Below are 16,854 nucleotides of genomic sequence, written 5' to 3'. Positions count from 1 at the left end.
TATTGTTCAAAATGAACAATACCCTGTTTTTTATATCAAGACTATTACTTAAGAGCTTCTTTTAATTTTGCGTTTGTGTCTTTAGCGCTATCTACGCTGCTCTGGAACATTGCCTTTTCTTTTTCACTGAGAGGCAGTTCGAGAATTTTTTCGATGCCGTTTTTGCCCAAAACAACGGGCACACCTGCGCATACGTCTTTTTCACCGTATTCACCGTCAAGTAAAGCTATACATGACAATGTTTTACCTGTGTTTTTGGCAATAGCTTCTGCCATTGTAGCTGCTGTAGTGCCAGGAGCATACCATGCGGAAGTGCCAAGCAATTTAGTGAGTGTACCGCCGCCTACCTGCGTAGCATGTTCAATTTCAGCAAGTTTTTCTTCGGACAGATATTCACTGACAGGTACACCTTTATAAGTAGCTGAACGTGTGAGAGGAACCATAAGGTCGCCGTGGGCACCGATAACCATTGCATCAATGTCGCCAACCGGACAGCCAATAGCCTGTGCCAGATAATATTCGAAACGGCTCCCGTCCAAAAGTCCGCTCATACCGATCACGCGTTCACGCGGTAAGCCGCTGTCTTTGAGCGCAAGATATGTAAGCGTGTCTACAGGATTTGAGATAATGATAAAAATAGCATCAGGTGAATGCTTTAAAGATTCATCCATAACAGACTTTACGATTTTAGAGTTAACACCGATAAGGTCAGTGCGGCTCATACCCGGTTTACGAGGGATACCGGAAGTTATAATAACTATGTTGGAATTTTCGGTTTTAGAATAATCATTGGTAATGCCGACAATTTTTGTATCAATGTGCATCATTTTTGCAGTCTGCATCATGTCCATTGCCTTACCTTCGGCAACGCCTTCTTTAATATCGAGCAATACCACTTCATCAGCAAAGTTTTTTAAAGCTAATACGTTAGCAGCGGTAGCACCTACGTTACCAGCGCCAATAACAGAAATCTTCATATCAAGAGTCCTCCTCAAATTTTTGGATTTAAATTCAGCTTTATTAAAAGTATAATACAATCAATGTTATAAGTAAAGTGCTTTGTTTATTGAACGATAAAAACTATATATAATATGATTGTATCTGCTGACAACTAAGTATAATTCATTATACTCCCGAAAAGAATGAGAAATAATATATTATAAGGTGAAGTCGTTCTCCGCATGGAGAGCGACTCTTATGCTCAGAAATGTTTTGCGCTGCAATAAGTGTGCCATACTTCAGATTGACAAGAGCAATGATGTATAAAAAAATAAGCCTGTCTCTAAATAAATAGAAACAGGCTTATCGAAAAATCGTTCAGACTGTATAATAATTTACTAATTTGGCACCAAAGATGCCATCAATCTTAGAAACCTGATCAATTATATCCTGTGTGATATCATCATCTATTGTAAGAACCATAATGCTGGTGCCGGCTATCGCTGTTTTTCCGACCTGCATGCCGGAGATATTTATATTATATTTAGCCAGCAGAGAACCGACGTGGCCTATCATGCCCGGGCGGTTTATATGAGGGCAGATCAATATTCTTGCATGAGGATCTACATCCACTCGATGCTGGTTTATTGTCACGATCCTTCCTTCTGTGCCGAAAAGAGCGCCCTGAACGGATTGTTCGCCGCCGGAGGTTTTTAAAGTCACAGTTATCAAATTGGCAAAATTGTCAACATCTTTATTTTTGATTTCCTGAATTTTTATGTTGCGCTGCTTGGCTATTGAAGGCGCGTTTACATAATTGACGGCTGTTTGGAGAATAGGATTGAGGACACCTTTTATAACGGCAATAGTCATCATTTTCGTGTCTATATCAGCGATGTCGCCATTATATTGTATTGTCAGGCTTTGAATAGGTCCATCGGAGAGGGATTGTGCCGTGCAGCCGAGTCTTTCCGCCAAAGTAAGATAAGGACGGATTTTTCCCATGGTTTCTGCTGACACGGGTGCCATATTAACAGCCGTGGAGACGGGTTCTCCCTTTAATGCGGCTGCTACGCCGTTTGATGCGTCTATAGCTACGCCGATCTGTGCTTCGACTGTTGAAGCACCAAGATGAGGTGTCAAAACAATATTGGGAGCGGAGGCCAAAGGATTGTCCTGAGCCAGAGGTTCTGAAGTAAATACATCGATTGCTGCCGCGGCGATCTGACCGGATTTTAAACCGTCAGCTAAATCCTGTTCATTGATAATGCCGCCGCGTGCACAATTGACAAGGCGGATGCCTTTTTTCATTTTGGCAATATTATCTTTGTTCAGCATGTTTTTTGTCTGCGGCGTAAGAGGCATATGTACGGTAATAAAATCGGCATTTTTTACTACATCATCCAAAGTTCCTATTTTAACACCGAGAGCCTGGGCTCTGTCTTCGTTCAGGTAAGGGTCGTAAGCGATTATTTTCATATCAAAGGACATAGCTCTTTTGGCAACACCTGAGCCTATGCGACCCAAGCCGATAACCCCGAGTGTTTTTCCTCTCAGTTCAACACCTACATATTTTTTTCTGTTCCATTCACCTTTATGCAGTGTTTCATTGGCAATGGGAATCATACGGCTCATCGAGAGCATCATTGCCATGGTATGTTCTGTAGCGGCAATAGTATTGCCCTCTGGTGCGTTGAGCACGATGATGCCTCGTTCAGTAGCCGCAGGAATATCTATATTATCGGTTCCAACGCCTGCACGACCGATTACTTTCAGATTTGCCGCTTTATCAATGACTTCTTTGGTTATTTTTGACGCACTGCGTACAATAACGCCGTCAAATTCAGGTATTATCTCAAGCAATTCTTCTGCCGGTAATTTATCCTTGATTACTACGTCAAAATTCTTCTGCAATATATCAACAGCTTTTTGCGATACACCGTCAGCAACTAAAACTTTCATTATGATATCCAGTCTCCCTTTTAATTGAAATAAAATAATACGGATCTTAAATTGGCTTCATTCATTTCAGAGTTTTTTGTTGCAAGCAGTGTGAAAAAATCGTTAAATGATGATGTCAATTGCTAAATCCAGATGAAGTAATAATTACATCCGGAAATATTTATGTAAATACATGTTTCTTTAAACATTTTAGTTTATCACTATTATATGCGTCAAGTAAAAAATTTGAGCAAATGTCGAATATGAAAAGAAATTTGTTTAAAATATCTTTTGCTTTAAGCAATTTATGAATATTTGACCGTTCTCTGTGATGATATTGTTTTTCTTTAATATATGACAAATTATGCTATAATATACAATGAATTTGAAAAGGCGTTGTAATAAAAAAATAATTGCCTACAATAAGATACAAATATCTGCTATAATGAGCGCAGTATTTGGTAAATGTACTGACAGAAGATTTAAATTCAGATCACAGAGAAGGAGTACTATGGGCGGGAAATTTACAAAAAAAGTAACAAGTTTAGCATTTGCATTATTATTTTTGCAGGAAACAACAGGTCTTTGTGCCAGCCTTTCCGTTAATGAAGCGGTAGCAATGGCTTTGCAAAACAATCTGGATATAAAAATTGCTTCGACAAAGGAAAATCAGGCTGAAGCAAATCTTGCGGCTACCAAGGCCCAAGCGGGTGTGACAGTTTCTTTGGGAAGTAATTTTTCGATATCTGACGGCGTTTCTGACGGAGTAAGCCAAAATTTTGAACGCAGCAATAATACAAGTGTATCTGTTAATTATCCATTATATTCTGCAGGAAAAACACAGTTGAATACAGATGTGAAGGAACATATGCTGCAGCAGAGTATGCTTAATACCCAAAGAACTACCGAAAATATAACATACAATACGATAAAAGCGTATTATGATATTTTGGAAGCACATAAAAACATCGGTGTTGATCAAGAATCTGTAGATAATTACGGCAAGCATCTGGAAAATGTTCAGCAATTATATTCAGCGGGAAGTGTGCCGAAATCTGATCTGCTGCGTTCGGAAGTAGCTTTATCTGATGCACAGCAGACACTGATAAAGGCACAGAATACTTTGGTCATAAATGAACTGACTTTGAAAAACATACTAAAAATGGATAAAAATGAATTGCTTGATCTGACGGATGATTTCAGATATATTCCTTTTGACCAGACATTGGACTATTGTTTGTCATATGCATCTGATAATAGAAAAGATCTGGAACAGACACAGCTGGATTATGAAATTGCAAAAAAGAATGTCGATCTGGCAAAGGCTGATTACAAACCCACAGTAAGTGCCTCATTGGGAACAAACTGGAGCAAGCAGCCTCTGCCCAGTGAACGGGATCATTCTTATACTGCCGGCATATCCGCCAGCTGGGATGTTTTTGATAACGGACTCACAAAGGCAAATGTAGATGCTGCCGAATCAGCACTCGATGAAGCAGAATTGACTCTCCAGCAGGAAACTGATTCCATAGATATTGAAGTCAGGCAGGCATATCTTAATATGCGCGACGCAGAAAAAAGATTTAATTTAACGCAGACTGCTATAAAACAGGCAGAAGAGGATCTTTTCATCGCGCAGGAAAAATACAGGGTCGGAGCAGGTATCATTCTCGATGTCATTGATGCGCAGCTGGCACTATCAACGGCCAGAACGAATCATATAAGTGCTCAGTACGATTATGCCAGATATAAGGCGCAGCTGAAAAATGCCATGGGGCTTAATGGGGAGAACATCTGAAAATGAAAAAGAAATCTATTATAAAAATAGCTGCAGCAATAGTAATAGTAGCAGTATTGGGATTCGCCGGCTATAAATACTGGAGCAGTTATCAGGAGAAAAACAATGCGGCTCAAGCCGGCGAGCCTTATACAGTGCAGAAGATGGATCTTAAATCCGTAGTCTCAGCAACGGGAACTATAAAACCTGTAGAATCAGTAGAAGTGAGTTCGAAAATAACGGCACGCATAAAAAGCGTACTAGTTAAAGAAAATGATTCTGTCAAGGCAGGTCAGACTGTGGCAGTACTTGACGGCAAGGATTTGGAAAATGAACTTATAAAAGCACAGGAAACAGTCAGCAATACACTTTCCAAATATAATCGCGCTAAATATTTATATTCCATCGGAGCTAAGTCAAAGGAAGACTATGAAGATGCGGAATATAATTATGAAACAGCACAGAGTGATATGGAAGTCACAAAATCCGATCTTGACGAAACTATAATAACGGCACCGATGGACGGAGTAGTTGTCGGCGAACCTAAGACGCCTGGCACAATGGCTGTTCAGGGAACAAGCAATCCGACTGTGATAATGCGTGTCGCCGATCTTTCACAGAAGCAGATACTGGCCAAAGTCGATGAAACTGATATAGGGCAGATAAAGGTCGGGCAGTCTGTGGTATTTACCGTTGACGCTTATACCGACAAAAATTTTACAGGAAAAGTGGCAAAAATATCCCAAACTGATGTCAGCAACAGCTGGGATACATCTTCAGACAGTACATCTACATCCAGCACGTCCTCTGTTATATATTACTATGTGACATTGGATGTGGATGATCCTGACGGATTACTGAAACCGGCAATGACGGCTCGTGTGGAAATAACCACTGGCAATAAGGCTGATGCGGTTGCTGTACCTCTTGCCGCTTTGAAAACAGACAGCAGCGGGTCATATGTAATCATTGTAAACGACAATAAAACAACTGAAAATCGCTATGTGAAGACGGGGATATATAGTGACGACTATGTGGAAATTCTTGACGGACTCAATGAAGGTGAGAAAGTTTCAATAGAATATACGGCGCCTAAGACCAGCACATCATCATCAAAACAGGGCGGCGGACCTCCTTTTTAATAATATGCATTAAGAATGCAGGTATCTGCCGAGCAGATGTTTTTATTTTAGTCCTTGTGAATCTTTTGTTTTTAAGAAAGCAGGTATTTTATGACAATCGACCTTGAGGGGATAAAAAAGATATATCAGATAGGTACCCAAGAGGTAGCCGCTTTAAATGGTATTGATCTGCATATAAAACAGGGAGAGTTTGCTGCCCTAATGGGTCCTTCAGGCTCCGGAAAATCGACTCTTATGAATATTCTGGGATGCTTGGATAGGCCCACAGTTGGTTCATATAAACTTGATGGTAAGGAAGTAGCATATTTAGGTGATGATGATCTGGCCAAGACACGCAATAAAAAGATAGGCTTCGTTTTCCAAAATTTTAATTTATTGTCGCGCATAAGTGCATTGGATAATGTAGCACTGCCTCTGGTATATGCGGGGAAAAGCCGCAGAGAACGTGCGGAGAGGGCCTATCATTTTTTAAAAGCAGTAGGCCTGGATACTAGAGCCAACCATCAGCCAAATGAACTTTCAGGAGGGCAAAGACAAAGAGTAGCGATTGCCAGAGCCTTGGTGAATGATCCGAGTATAATCATGGCAGATGAACCTACGGGTAATCTGGATACGAAGTCGACGACAGAAATAATGAAAATATTTATTGACTTGCATGAGCAGGGCAAGACCATCATCCTTGTCACGCATGAACCTGAAATCGCTGCCTGCGCATCAAGGCAGCTGCTGGTACGCGATGGCGTAATAACACGTGATGCCGGCAGGGGGGAAAAAATGGATGTTGTTTAATGAGAGTGTTATGATGGCCCTGAAAGCATTGATTGCCAATAAACTGCGTTCTATACTGACTATGCTGGGAATAATCATCGGCGTCGGCGCAGTAATCGCTATGGTATCAATAGGCATGGGGGTCAGGAAAAATGTTCAGGATTCGATAGCCAGTCTTGGCAGCAATATGCTCATTGTTCAGGCCGGTGCTCCTCGGGTGAATGGAGTGCGCCAGGCTGCCGGCAGCGGTGAAAATCTAAAACTTGATGATTCGGATGCTATAAAGAAAAAAATAAAAAACATTGATTATGTCGCACCAAGTGTGCAAAAATCATATCAGGTAGTAAACGGCAATCAAAACTGGAACACGACTGTTTACGGCATAACATCAGAATATATGGCGATACGGTCTTTGACGGTCAACAGCGGGTCATTTCTTACTGAAAATGACATAACGACTCGTGCACGTGTTGCCGTTATAGGCGCCACTGTTGCATCAAATTTATTCGGCAGCACCAATCCGGTCGGAAAAAATATCCGTATTAATAATGATCCATATAAAATTATTGGTGTTTTGGAAAATAAAGGGCAGTCAGCTATGGGGCAGGATCAGGATGACTGTGTTTTGATACCTGTTACAACGGCGATGGAACGATTAATGGCTTTGACAAGCATAAGGACTATAAACGTGCAGGTTTCGTCGGCTGAAAAAATTGATCAGGTCCAAAGTGAAATAGAGACGTTGCTTCGTCAGCGTCATCGTATAGAAAATCCGGTCAATGATGATTTCCAGGTAAGAAATCTTACAAGCATAATGGAAACAATGACCAGCACCACAACTATGATAACGATGCTTCTTGGGAGTATTGCGGCTATTTCTCTGATAGTCGGCGGCATTGGCATTATGAATATAATGATGGTTTCTGTGACGGAACGCACAAGGGAAATAGGCATCAGAAAAGCATTGGGGGCAACTTTCAATAATGTGATGATGCAGTTTCTTATAGAATCCATTGTTGTCAGTGTCATCGGCGGGCTCATCGGCATTGTTGTCGGCTGTGCCTCTGCGATGGCAATTTCCAAATTCGGTGGATTTAATACAGTGATAACGTTGGAACCGATTCTGCTTTCTTTCTTTTTTTCTGTCGGTATTGGTTTGTTTTTTGGTATTTATCCGGCAAGAAAGGCGGCAAAATTGGACCCAATCGAAGCACTTCGCTACGAATAATAAAAAACTCACTAAAACAGTATGTATTTTTCAGGAGAATATTGTATAATTATTATAAATAGATTTATCTGCTGAATTGAATATTTATTTATTTTAAAGGGAATCTATAAAATAATTTTAGCGAGGATGGTAGTTAGCAATATATGTTACTCAATAAAAAATCTGTTGAGCTTTTGGCTCCTGTCGGTCAGTGGGAAACATTGGAGGCTGCGGTAAAAGCAGGCGCTGATGCTGTTTATATGGGCGGTAAAGCTTTTAATATGCGGATGTTTCGTGATGATTTTAACTTTGATAATGCATCATTAAAAAAAGCTGTGGAATATACTCATTCCCATGGCGTGAATTTGTATATAACCTTAAATAATCTTATAAGTGATGATGAAATTCCACAGCTTGTCGAGTATCTGAAATGTCTTGACCGTGATATTAAACCCGACGCACTTATTATTCAGGATCTGGCTGTAATAGAAATAGTGAAAAAACTTGGGTTGAAGCTCAATCTTCATTCATCGATCATGATGAATACGCACAATGAGCTTATGATTGAAAAATTTAAGCAGTATGGCATCAGCCGTATTGTAGCCAGCCGTGAAATGAGTCTCAGTGAAATATGCATTCTAAAACAGAAAACGGGAATCGAGCTGGAATATTTTGTTCACGGTGACATGTGTATTGCGGAAGGCGGACAATGTCTGCATTCGGGAATTGTATTCGGCAACAGCAGCAATCGCGGACGCTGCATGAAAGCTTGCCGCTGGCAGTATAAATTTGGTGAAGAGACCAAGATTGCTGATCCGCGGTTCTTATCTGAACAAAAATTTTCTTATAAAATGGCTTTAAAGGATATGTGTATGTATCGTGCGCTTCCCGAATTGATTCAATCAGGAGTATATTCGTTTAAAATTGAAGGACGTATGAGAGATGCCGCTTTTGTCAGCCAGCTTGTTGGTATATATCGCCGTGCCATAGATCGATACATAGCAGATCCTGCAGGCTATAGTGTGGATAATAATGACTGGCAGAAGCTTTCTGAAAGTAAGGTAAGAGGTTTTTCGACCTGCTTTGCCGTCAGTAAACCTACATATAAGGATATTGGTTTGACGGGAGAAGATGAGCCACGCTTTTTTAGCAAGGCAGTGAAAGAGGCTGGATTTGAAAGAGAAAAAACAGTTCTTTTTAAGCCGAAGGAACATAAAAAACCTGATCTGTCTGTACACTGTGCGTCATTGCTACACTTAAAGGAAGCCTGTGCTAACGGAGCAGATGCAGTATATGCCGGCGGTGATGTCTATCGTCCTTTAAAACCGTGGACTATAGCCGAATTTGCAGAAGCTAGAAAAATAACAGCTGAAAAAGGCTGCAGGCTGATTATCACTACACCACGCATAACACGAACACGGGAAATAAGTGAGCTGGAACAATTATTCAGCACACTCGGCAGCTTTAAACCGGATGGTATTTTGGTACACAACATGGGAACTTTTTCACTGGCGAAAAAATTGACGAATCTGCCGGTATATTGTGGTTCTTCCTTTAGTCTTTTCAATTGTGAAGCTGCAGCTTTACTAAAAAGCGAAGGAGCTGTTCAGGCAGCCGTTTCATTGGAACTGGCACATAAACAAACTATCGGTCTTATCGGGAAAAGCACACTGCCGATAGAAGTTGTCGTTCATGGATCAATCGAAGCTATGATATGTGATTTTGATTTTATTATGGAAGAAACAGGGAAAAATCAATTGGATGATCCCGAAGCTTTTGAAAAACATTATGCATTTATTGATATGGCAGATGAAGTACATGCTGTAAGGCGAACACAATATAATAGAAATCATGTACTTTTTTCTCATGACATCTGCCTTATGCCGTATTTGGAAAGTTTGGCTGGAGCAGCTTCATTTTGTATCGAGGCACAGGATTACTCACCGGAGTATACCGGCAGGCTGGTGAATATCTACCGCCAGATGATAGATGATTATACTGCGTACGATGTTCATGAAATAATCGAGGAGATTGAGCAGACTGGTCCGCGCAGCATTGGCAACGGTGTATATCGTTACGATACTTCAAAATAAAGAATAGGTTATTCTATGGTTTTGAAATATACTGTTTATATATTATTTATATAAACAGTATATTTATTTGAAGATATAAGTCGTGTCACTGCAATGCGGCACTTCTATAAAATCCGATTATTAATGCAAATGGATTTGATATTGTAAATATTTGAATGAGAGGTAGTTCCATGACGAGTTATATTGGTCCGGAAAAAATATTGGAAAAGAAAAAAAAATATATAATGCCTTGTTTGGGACATTTTTATCAGAATCCTCCTGAATTTGTCAAAGGAAAAATGCAGTATTTATATGATAATACAGGAAGGGAATATGTTGATTTTTTTGCAGGGGTGTCAGTCATCAACTGTGGTCACTGCAATCCGGAGATCACAAAAGCCGTATGCGATCAGGTAAATGATTTACAGCATGTGTGCAATATATATCTTACTGAAAATTTTGTTAATTTAGCGGAAAAGCTAGCTGAAGTCACACCGGGCGCTCTGCAAAAATCTTTTTTTTGTTCGACAGGAACTGAAGCCAATGAAGGTGCACTGCTGCTTGCTCAGCTGTATACAGGCAATGATGAATTTATAGGTCTGCGGCATGGTCTGCACGGACGGACAAAGCTTACAATGAATCTGACGGGCATAAGCATGTGGCGCACTGATCCACATCCTGTCGGCGGCATTCACTTTGCACCGAATCCAAACTGTTATCGCTGTCCTTTGAAAAGAAGTTATCCGGAATGCGATCTAGAATGTGCCAATATGATAGAAGATATAATAAGTTATGCTACTTCGGATAAAGTGGCTGCCTTCATTGCAGAACCGATACAAGGAAATGGCGGGATAGTCGTTCCGCCGAAGGATTATTTTAAACGTGTCAGGGAAATTCTGGCAAAGCATAATACCCTTATGATAATTGATGAAGTGCAGACCGGGTTCGCACGTACAGGCAAGATGTTTGCGATAGAAAATTTTGGTGTGGAGCCGGATATTATGACAATGGCCAAGGCTCTTGGCAATGGTGTCCCCATCAGCGCCTTTATTGCCAGCCCCAAAATCGCAGATATATATGTTAAGCCGGGAGCATCCACTCTTGGTGGAAATCCTGTATCGACGGCTGCAGGTATGGCAGTGCTGAAGTATATCCTGGAACATGATCTTATGAAAAATGCTCAAAAAAGAGGTGTACAGCTGAAAGAAGGCTTGCAGGATATCCAAAAAAGACATCCGCTCATCGGTGATGTAAGAGGCTTGGGTCTCATGGTAGGAGCAGAGCTTGTAAACAAAGACAAGAGCCCTGCTGCGGACAAATTGGATAAAATTGCTGAAGAAATGAAAGACAGAGGTTTTATTATAGGGAAAAACGGTGTATTCAGGAATGTTCTGGCTTTTCAGCCGCCTCTCATAATAACCGAAAATAATATTGATAATATGCTGGACACTCTGGAAAATGCAATAAAAAAATTTGAATAGAAAATGGTCCGCAAATACCTGATAAAGATATTTGCGGACCATTTTTTATTGCATTTTTGCGGAAATATATTTTAATAAAATATGGGCGCTTTTTCTGTTGGTAGCAAGAGGAATGTTATGTACATCACAAATTCTCAGTAAAGCATTGATATCCGGTTCATGTGGCTGGGCGTTCAGCGGATCGCGCAAAAATATGACATAATTGATTTTTTCGGTAGCTACAAGAGCACCAATCTGCTGATCACCGCCCAAAGGTCCTGACATCATTGTTTCTACGTTAAGCTGATATTTTTCATTTATCAGCGTGCCCGTAGTTTTAGTGGCGACAAGATGAAACTTTTTCAGCAGATCCTTATGATTGTTGACAAAAGACAGCATCTCATCTTTTTTTTGATCATGAGCTATTAAAGCAATAGTTTCCATAAGCATAACACCGACTTTCTGATATTTTTATTATTTTCGGACCATCGCCCGCATCAATATATTTCTAAGCTTGCACAAACGGACGTTTTATCCGGCAAAACAGCTGCTGTCAGTACAAAAGATTCATTTATAGTATAGACTATTTGTTTGGTTTGGTAAACACCTGTCTGTGCTATAAATAGGAAACGGAGCATAGTCCGTTTTTGACAGAATGCTGCTGTTACAGATGAAATTTAGCTATTTGTGTTTTCAGCTCTTCGGCTAATTTTGCAAGGGTCTGGCTGGAACTGGCTATTTCTTCCATAGAGGCAAGCTGTTCCTGTGTGGCAGCGGAAATGCCTTGTGTCCCGTCAGCCAGTTCTTTGCTGTTGAGATCGATCTTTTCAAAGGCTTTGGCAATATGGCCGCTGTCAGAGAGCATTTTCTGTATTTCTGAAGATATTTCTTTCATTTGGTCGGAGACATTTTCCACTGAAGTTATGATTTCTTTGAAGGCAGTGCCTGCCAGGTCTACTACTTCAGCTCCTGTTTGTACTTCCTGAGTGCCGGACTGCATTACAGATACGGCTTTTTCTGTGTCTGACTGGATCTCCCCGACCAGCTGGGCGATTTTCTTGGCTTCGTTTTCCGATTGCTCCGCCAGTTTTCTGACTTCTTCGGCAACAACGGCGAAGCCTTTGCCTTGTTCACCGGCCCGTGCGGCTTCGATCGCGGCATTAAGCGCCAGCAGGTTTGTCTGTCCGGCAATTCCGGAAATGGCGTCTACTATAATGCTTATTTCTTTTGATCGGGTTCCCAGTTTTGCTACCGCCTGTGAGGATTCATTGACGGCTGCGGCTATCTGGTTCATTTGCAGGACGGCTTTGTCTGCTGATTGACCGCCGTTTTGGGCTTTTTCCGAAGCGTTGGCAGATTGTTCGGCAATATGGCCGGCATTGTCAGCGATTTTTTTTATTCTTGCTAATAGCTGATCAACGGTTTTAGTGGTGTCATTTACTTCTTTTGTCTGAACAGATGCGTTGTTTGCGATTTCAGCTACCAGAGACGCAACCTGATCGGCAGCCTGCGCCGACTGGCCGGAACTGGCAGTCAGCTGTTCGCTTGAAGCCGCGGCCGACTGCGAGGTGTCGGCTACACGGGAAATAACGCTGCGCAGGTCTTCTGTCATACGGCTGAGACTTTTGCCCAATCTTCCCATTTCATCTTCTGATTTTATATTTATTTTTGTTGATAGATCTCCTCCGGCTATCTGTTCCGCACAATGCATCAGATATTCGATCGGTCTGCCGATCTTTCTGTTGAAAATCATGATTATGAAGCTTACCAGCAGCAGGACAACTGCGATAAAGATAATTATGCTTATGATCATTACTTTGTTGACATTCTGATAGGCTTCCGCAGTAGGATATACCAGTACCATATGCATTCCTGTTTCGGCGATCGGTGCGGCTATAACAAAGCTGTTTTCGCCAAAGGCTGAGGATTCGGTCAAAAATGTATCTGCCGATTTTAAGATTTCCGTTCCAAGCTGCTGTACTGCGGGATTTTGGTCATCTACGATTTTTTCCTTAAGATTTTTATTGTCATCCTTGTCACCAAGATAATATCCCTGAGGGCTTATGACAAAAGCATATCCGGTCTGGCCTATTTTTATATTGCGAATGTAATCCGTCAATGTTTTTAGATTAATATCGGCGGTAGTCACGCCGATGACGCTGTTATCCTTTTTGATAGGACTGCTGATGGTGATCATTGCGACTTTGCTTACAGAGTCCTCATATGGTTCGCTCCAGGCTGTATTTGCAGTCGTTTTTAAGCCATTTTTATACCAATCGTAGCTGAAATAATCATAACTGCTGTTGCTGTATTCCCAGGTAGTTTCAATTTTGCCGTTATTTTTATATTCATAAGGTCCGTAATATTTTGTGCCTTTTTCGTACATATCCGGTTCAAACCAAAAGCCCATTCCATTTACCAGCTGGCTTGAGGATATATATTTATTGATAATATTGAGAATCAAATCTGTATTATACTGAGGCATTGCGCCAATATTGTAGGATAACAGCTCCGCATATTTGGCTGCATCTGTCAAACTGACAGACATCTGGTTGGTTATTTCACCGGACTGATGCCGCAGATTGTTTTTAACTTCATCTTCCATGCTGTTCTTGAACTGATAAATGCCAAAACCGCTTTGAATGCCACTGATTAAAATTACGATCAATACTGTGCCAATAATAAAAAGCGTCTTGATGCTTTTTGTAATGTTTTCCATTTTCATTTCACCCTTCGTGGAATATTTTTATAAGGCAGCATTGAGCACAACATGTATAGATTAAGTTTAATATTATATAACGCAGTGTTTGTTATTTTAATGTTACGTTTATATTAACAAACTTCACTGAATCGGAATTATTGACCTGACAAGAAAGATGATTTTGATATTCTGTTTGTTTTGCCTGAAAGACGGATAGAAAATTATTATTTTGTAAGCTTTGAAAATATATATTCTTGCAACAAGACATAAGTTATGATAAAATAGACAAACGAAAGCAGTTTTTCAAATGAGACTGCGGCGCTTGGGTCTTACGCAATGGAGACTCATGAACCCCGTCAGATCCGGAAGGAAGCAGCGGTAAGTGATTACCTTCATGTGCCGTGAGGGTGCCTGAGCGCCGTAGTCTGATTTGAGGAGCTGTTTTTCCTGTTTTTCCGGTAAAGGAGATGGTGAAAGCATGTCTTATGTGGCACTGTATCGCAAATGGCGGCCTAAGGATTTTGCTGATCTGGTAGGACAGGATCATATCAGTCACACGCTGGCGCAAGCTATAAAAAACGGCAAGATAGGCCATGCATATTTGTTTTCCGGTCCGCGTGGCACAGGAAAAACAAGTACAGCCAAAATCCTTGCCAAAGCATTAAACTGTGAACATGGTCCTACGGCGAAACCCTGCAATAAATGCAGCAACTGTGAAAAAATAAATAATAATACATTTATGGATGTATATGAAATAGATGCTGCTTCAAATCGTGGCATTGATGAAATCCGCGATCTGCGGGAAACTGTAAAATTTGCCCCTGCAGAGGGCAAATATAAAGTTTATATTATTGATGAAGTGCATATGCTTACATCCGAGGCATTTAACGCACTCTTGAAAACGCTGGAAGAACCGCCTGAGCATGTGGTATTTGTTTTGGCTACTACTGAAATACAAAAGGTGCCGGCTACGATCCAGTCGCGCTGTCAAAGATACGATTTTAGGCGGATAACACAGAATGATATAAAAAAACAGCTGCAAAAAATATCAGCTGCTATTAATATAGCAGCTGAAGATGAAGCTCTTTCCATAATAGCCGTTCATGCTGACGGCGGTATGCGGGATGCCTTAAGTTTGCTTGATCAGTGTACGGCTTTGTCAACGGAGAAATTGACGGCAGAAAATGTACGCCATATTTTAGGTATAATAGATTACGAATACATCTGGCAGATAACAGATTCCATTATAAATAATGATACGCAGGGTATTTTGCATGCTGTGGGAGAATTGATTGCCGCAGGTAAGGCCATAAGTCAGCTTTTGATAGAGTTGGCTCTTCATTGGCGTTCGGTCATGATCTACAAGGCTTCCGGTGAAATTGCTCTCGAAGAGCAGGAGGCAGGTTCTGTGCTTGCCCGTCAGGCAGCTGCTTTTAAGCATGAACAGCTGACTGCAATGATAGATGCAGTTTATGAAGCATCAGGACAGATACGTTGGTCCCCGCAGCCGCGGGTAACTGTTGAAATGGCATTGATGAGACTATGCTATCCTTATGAGACTGCTTCGGAAAATAACGTATCAGCGGAAGATACGCGTCTTTTGGCAATGGAGAAAAAAATATCGCATTTGGAAAATGTGATCAGTAAGCTGGAAAATTCTGCACGTGCGGCTATCGTACCGGCAGTAAAAAAGAGCAGCAGCACAGAAAAAAACAATATAAAGACGAAAAACGCCGGCAGTAACGAGCATATTCCTGCTCAGGCGGTAAAACCAGTTTCTCCTGCGGTCAGTGAGATGCTTTCACCGGAACAGCGTGAAGAGGCACTGCCTGTCTGGCAGGCAGTGCTGGATGGACTGCGTGAACAGCATAAAATTCCTGCGCTTGCCTGTGTGGAGAAAGCACAGGTTCGCGGTATGGCAAACAATCAAATGATTCTTGCTTTTAAGGCGTCATTTCTCAAAGCAAGGACGGAACGGGCTGATTATAAAAATCTTATAGAAGAGCTTTTATTAGCAAAAACAGGGCAGCATATAAATCTTGTATGTGTTATGGATCAGCCTGCTTCTAAAAAGATATTATCAGATGAATCTGCCGATAAAAATACAGCTGTGGAAAAAAAAACTGAAACAGCAGGCGACAGAAATGATCTGAGCATTGAGGAAAAGAAGCGTCTGCAAAATGCCGTAGATATTTTCGGCGGCAATATTATAGAGGAAACTTGATCTTTTATACACGAAACGGGGAACATCCACATAGTGGATATTCCCCGTTTCATATCGTGCGAATACTGTAGGACCGCAGCAGTCAGAAAGTCTCATGAAGCTATATAACGCATGTAGGCACTGTAAATAAATAAAAGAAAGGCTAATCCCATAAAGATAAAACTGAGATATTTTACATATTCACTGTATTTCTCACTTAGGTCAGCATGCCGCTGCGCATAGATAGATATGAGGGCTCCTTCCAGCAGGATATATATGCCTCTGTCAATGTTTGCCAGCTGCGGCCAGCCTATTATCAGAAATACGATGTTAATAACTATAAGTACTATCAAGAGAATATCGCGGCCTGCTTTTTTTTGCGGCGGAGCAGCAGAGCCCTTGGTTTTTTCGATTTTCTCACTGATGCGTTTTGAATATCGGGCCATTCACATCAATCCTTTTTTATTGATTTTATATATTATAGCATAAATTCCAATCAGTGACTAACATGGTTGAACCTATCAATCTGTACAGTACAGTTTTGATCATAAAAAACAGTATTATAGTTATTTGCCCATTGCAAGTGGATTATATTGGTAAATATGATCATTATTATTCAATGTGAAACAAGCTTTTTTGTAAAT

The 16,854-nt window shown here is 40.9% G+C and carries 12 protein-coding genes and 1 other RNA gene; 8 read left to right on the top strand and 5 right to left on the bottom strand.

Annotation, left to right across the window (positions count from 1 at the left end):
- Nucleotides 1-44 precede the first annotated feature (44 nt).
- Entirely contained in the window at nucleotides 45-977 is a 933-nt protein-coding gene (gene mdh / locus NXG61_RS11815) for a malate dehydrogenase (protein ID WP_196604791.1), read from the bottom strand.
- A gap of 340 nt (nucleotides 978-1,317) precedes the next feature.
- Nucleotides 1,318-2,901: a phosphoglycerate dehydrogenase gene (gene serA, locus NXG61_RS11810; RefSeq protein ID WP_307225290.1), complete on the bottom strand. Its 1,584-nt coding sequence runs from the start codon at nucleotides 2,899-2,901 to the stop codon at nucleotides 1,318-1,320.
- Between the two features lie 490 nt (nucleotides 2,902-3,391).
- Between serA and NXG61_RS11805 the strand changes: the two genes are divergently transcribed.
- From NXG61_RS11805 to NXG61_RS11780, 6 genes are all read left to right on the top strand, one after another.
- Nucleotides 3,392-4,678 carry a TolC family protein gene (locus NXG61_RS11805; RefSeq protein WP_307225289.1) on the top strand — a complete coding sequence of 429 codons (1,287 nt, stop codon included), beginning with the start codon at nucleotides 3,392-3,394 and terminating at the stop codon, nucleotides 4,676-4,678.
- Between the two features lie 2 nt (nucleotides 4,679-4,680).
- Entirely contained in the window at nucleotides 4,681-5,799 is a 1,119-nt protein-coding gene (locus tag NXG61_RS11800) for an efflux RND transporter periplasmic adaptor subunit (protein ID WP_307225288.1), read from the top strand.
- Between the two features lie 90 nt (nucleotides 5,800-5,889).
- Nucleotides 5,890-6,588: an ABC transporter ATP-binding protein gene (locus tag NXG61_RS11795; protein ID WP_196604787.1), complete on the top strand. Its 699-nt coding sequence runs from the start codon at nucleotides 5,890-5,892 to the stop codon at nucleotides 6,586-6,588.
- Nucleotides 6,578-7,795 carry an ABC transporter permease gene (locus tag NXG61_RS11790; protein WP_196604786.1) on the top strand — a complete coding sequence of 406 codons (1,218 nt, stop codon included), beginning with the start codon at nucleotides 6,578-6,580 and terminating at the stop codon, nucleotides 7,793-7,795. The genes NXG61_RS11795 and NXG61_RS11790 overlap by 11 nt, the downstream gene beginning before the upstream one ends.
- A 143-nt stretch (nucleotides 7,796-7,938) precedes the next feature.
- Complete coding sequence (locus NXG61_RS11785) at nucleotides 7,939-9,867, top strand: peptidase U32 family protein (RefSeq protein ID WP_307225287.1); 1,929 nt, start codon at nucleotides 7,939-7,941, stop codon at nucleotides 9,865-9,867.
- A 170-nt stretch (nucleotides 9,868-10,037) separates the two neighbouring features.
- The gene (locus tag NXG61_RS11780; RefSeq protein ID WP_307225286.1) at nucleotides 10,038-11,327 is read left to right on the top strand and encodes an aspartate aminotransferase family protein; all 1,290 of its coding nucleotides are present in this window, start codon (nucleotides 10,038-10,040) and stop codon (nucleotides 11,325-11,327) included.
- 45 nt (nucleotides 11,328-11,372) lie between these two features.
- On the opposite strand, the gene NXG61_RS11775 is transcribed toward NXG61_RS11780, so the two are convergent.
- Nucleotides 11,373-11,750 (bottom strand): methylglyoxal synthase, encoded by a 378-nt coding sequence (locus tag NXG61_RS11775; RefSeq protein ID WP_196604783.1) that lies wholly within the window; start codon nucleotides 11,748-11,750, stop codon nucleotides 11,373-11,375.
- A 220-nt stretch (nucleotides 11,751-11,970) separates the two neighbouring features.
- The gene (locus NXG61_RS11770; protein ID WP_432748937.1) at nucleotides 11,971-14,025 is read right to left on the bottom strand and encodes a methyl-accepting chemotaxis protein; all 2,055 of its coding nucleotides are present in this window, start codon (nucleotides 14,023-14,025) and stop codon (nucleotides 11,971-11,973) included.
- Nucleotides 14,026-14,236: 211 nt separating this feature from the next.
- On the opposite strand from NXG61_RS11770, the gene ffs reads away from it, so the two are divergent.
- Nucleotides 14,237-14,466, top strand: an RNA gene (ffs, locus tag NXG61_RS11765) — signal recognition particle sRNA large type.
- Between the two features lie 19 nt (nucleotides 14,467-14,485).
- On the top strand, nucleotides 14,486-16,231 hold the full coding sequence (dnaX, locus tag NXG61_RS11760) for a DNA polymerase III subunit gamma/tau (RefSeq protein ID WP_307225014.1): 1,746 nt from the start codon (nucleotides 14,486-14,488) through the stop codon (nucleotides 16,229-16,231).
- A gap of 92 nt (nucleotides 16,232-16,323) precedes the next feature.
- Here the strand turns inward: dnaX and NXG61_RS11755 are convergent, their stop codons facing one another.
- Complete coding sequence (locus tag NXG61_RS11755) at nucleotides 16,324-16,656, bottom strand: hypothetical protein (RefSeq protein ID WP_196604780.1); 333 nt, start codon at nucleotides 16,654-16,656, stop codon at nucleotides 16,324-16,326.
- Nucleotides 16,657-16,854 lie beyond the last annotated feature (198 nt).

This window comes from Pectinatus haikarae (genome assembly GCF_050916305.1).
Taxonomy (GTDB): Bacteria; Bacillota; Negativicutes; order Selenomonadales; family Selenomonadaceae; genus Pectinatus; species Pectinatus haikarae.
This window is presented reverse-complemented; position numbering and strand designations above follow the sequence as displayed.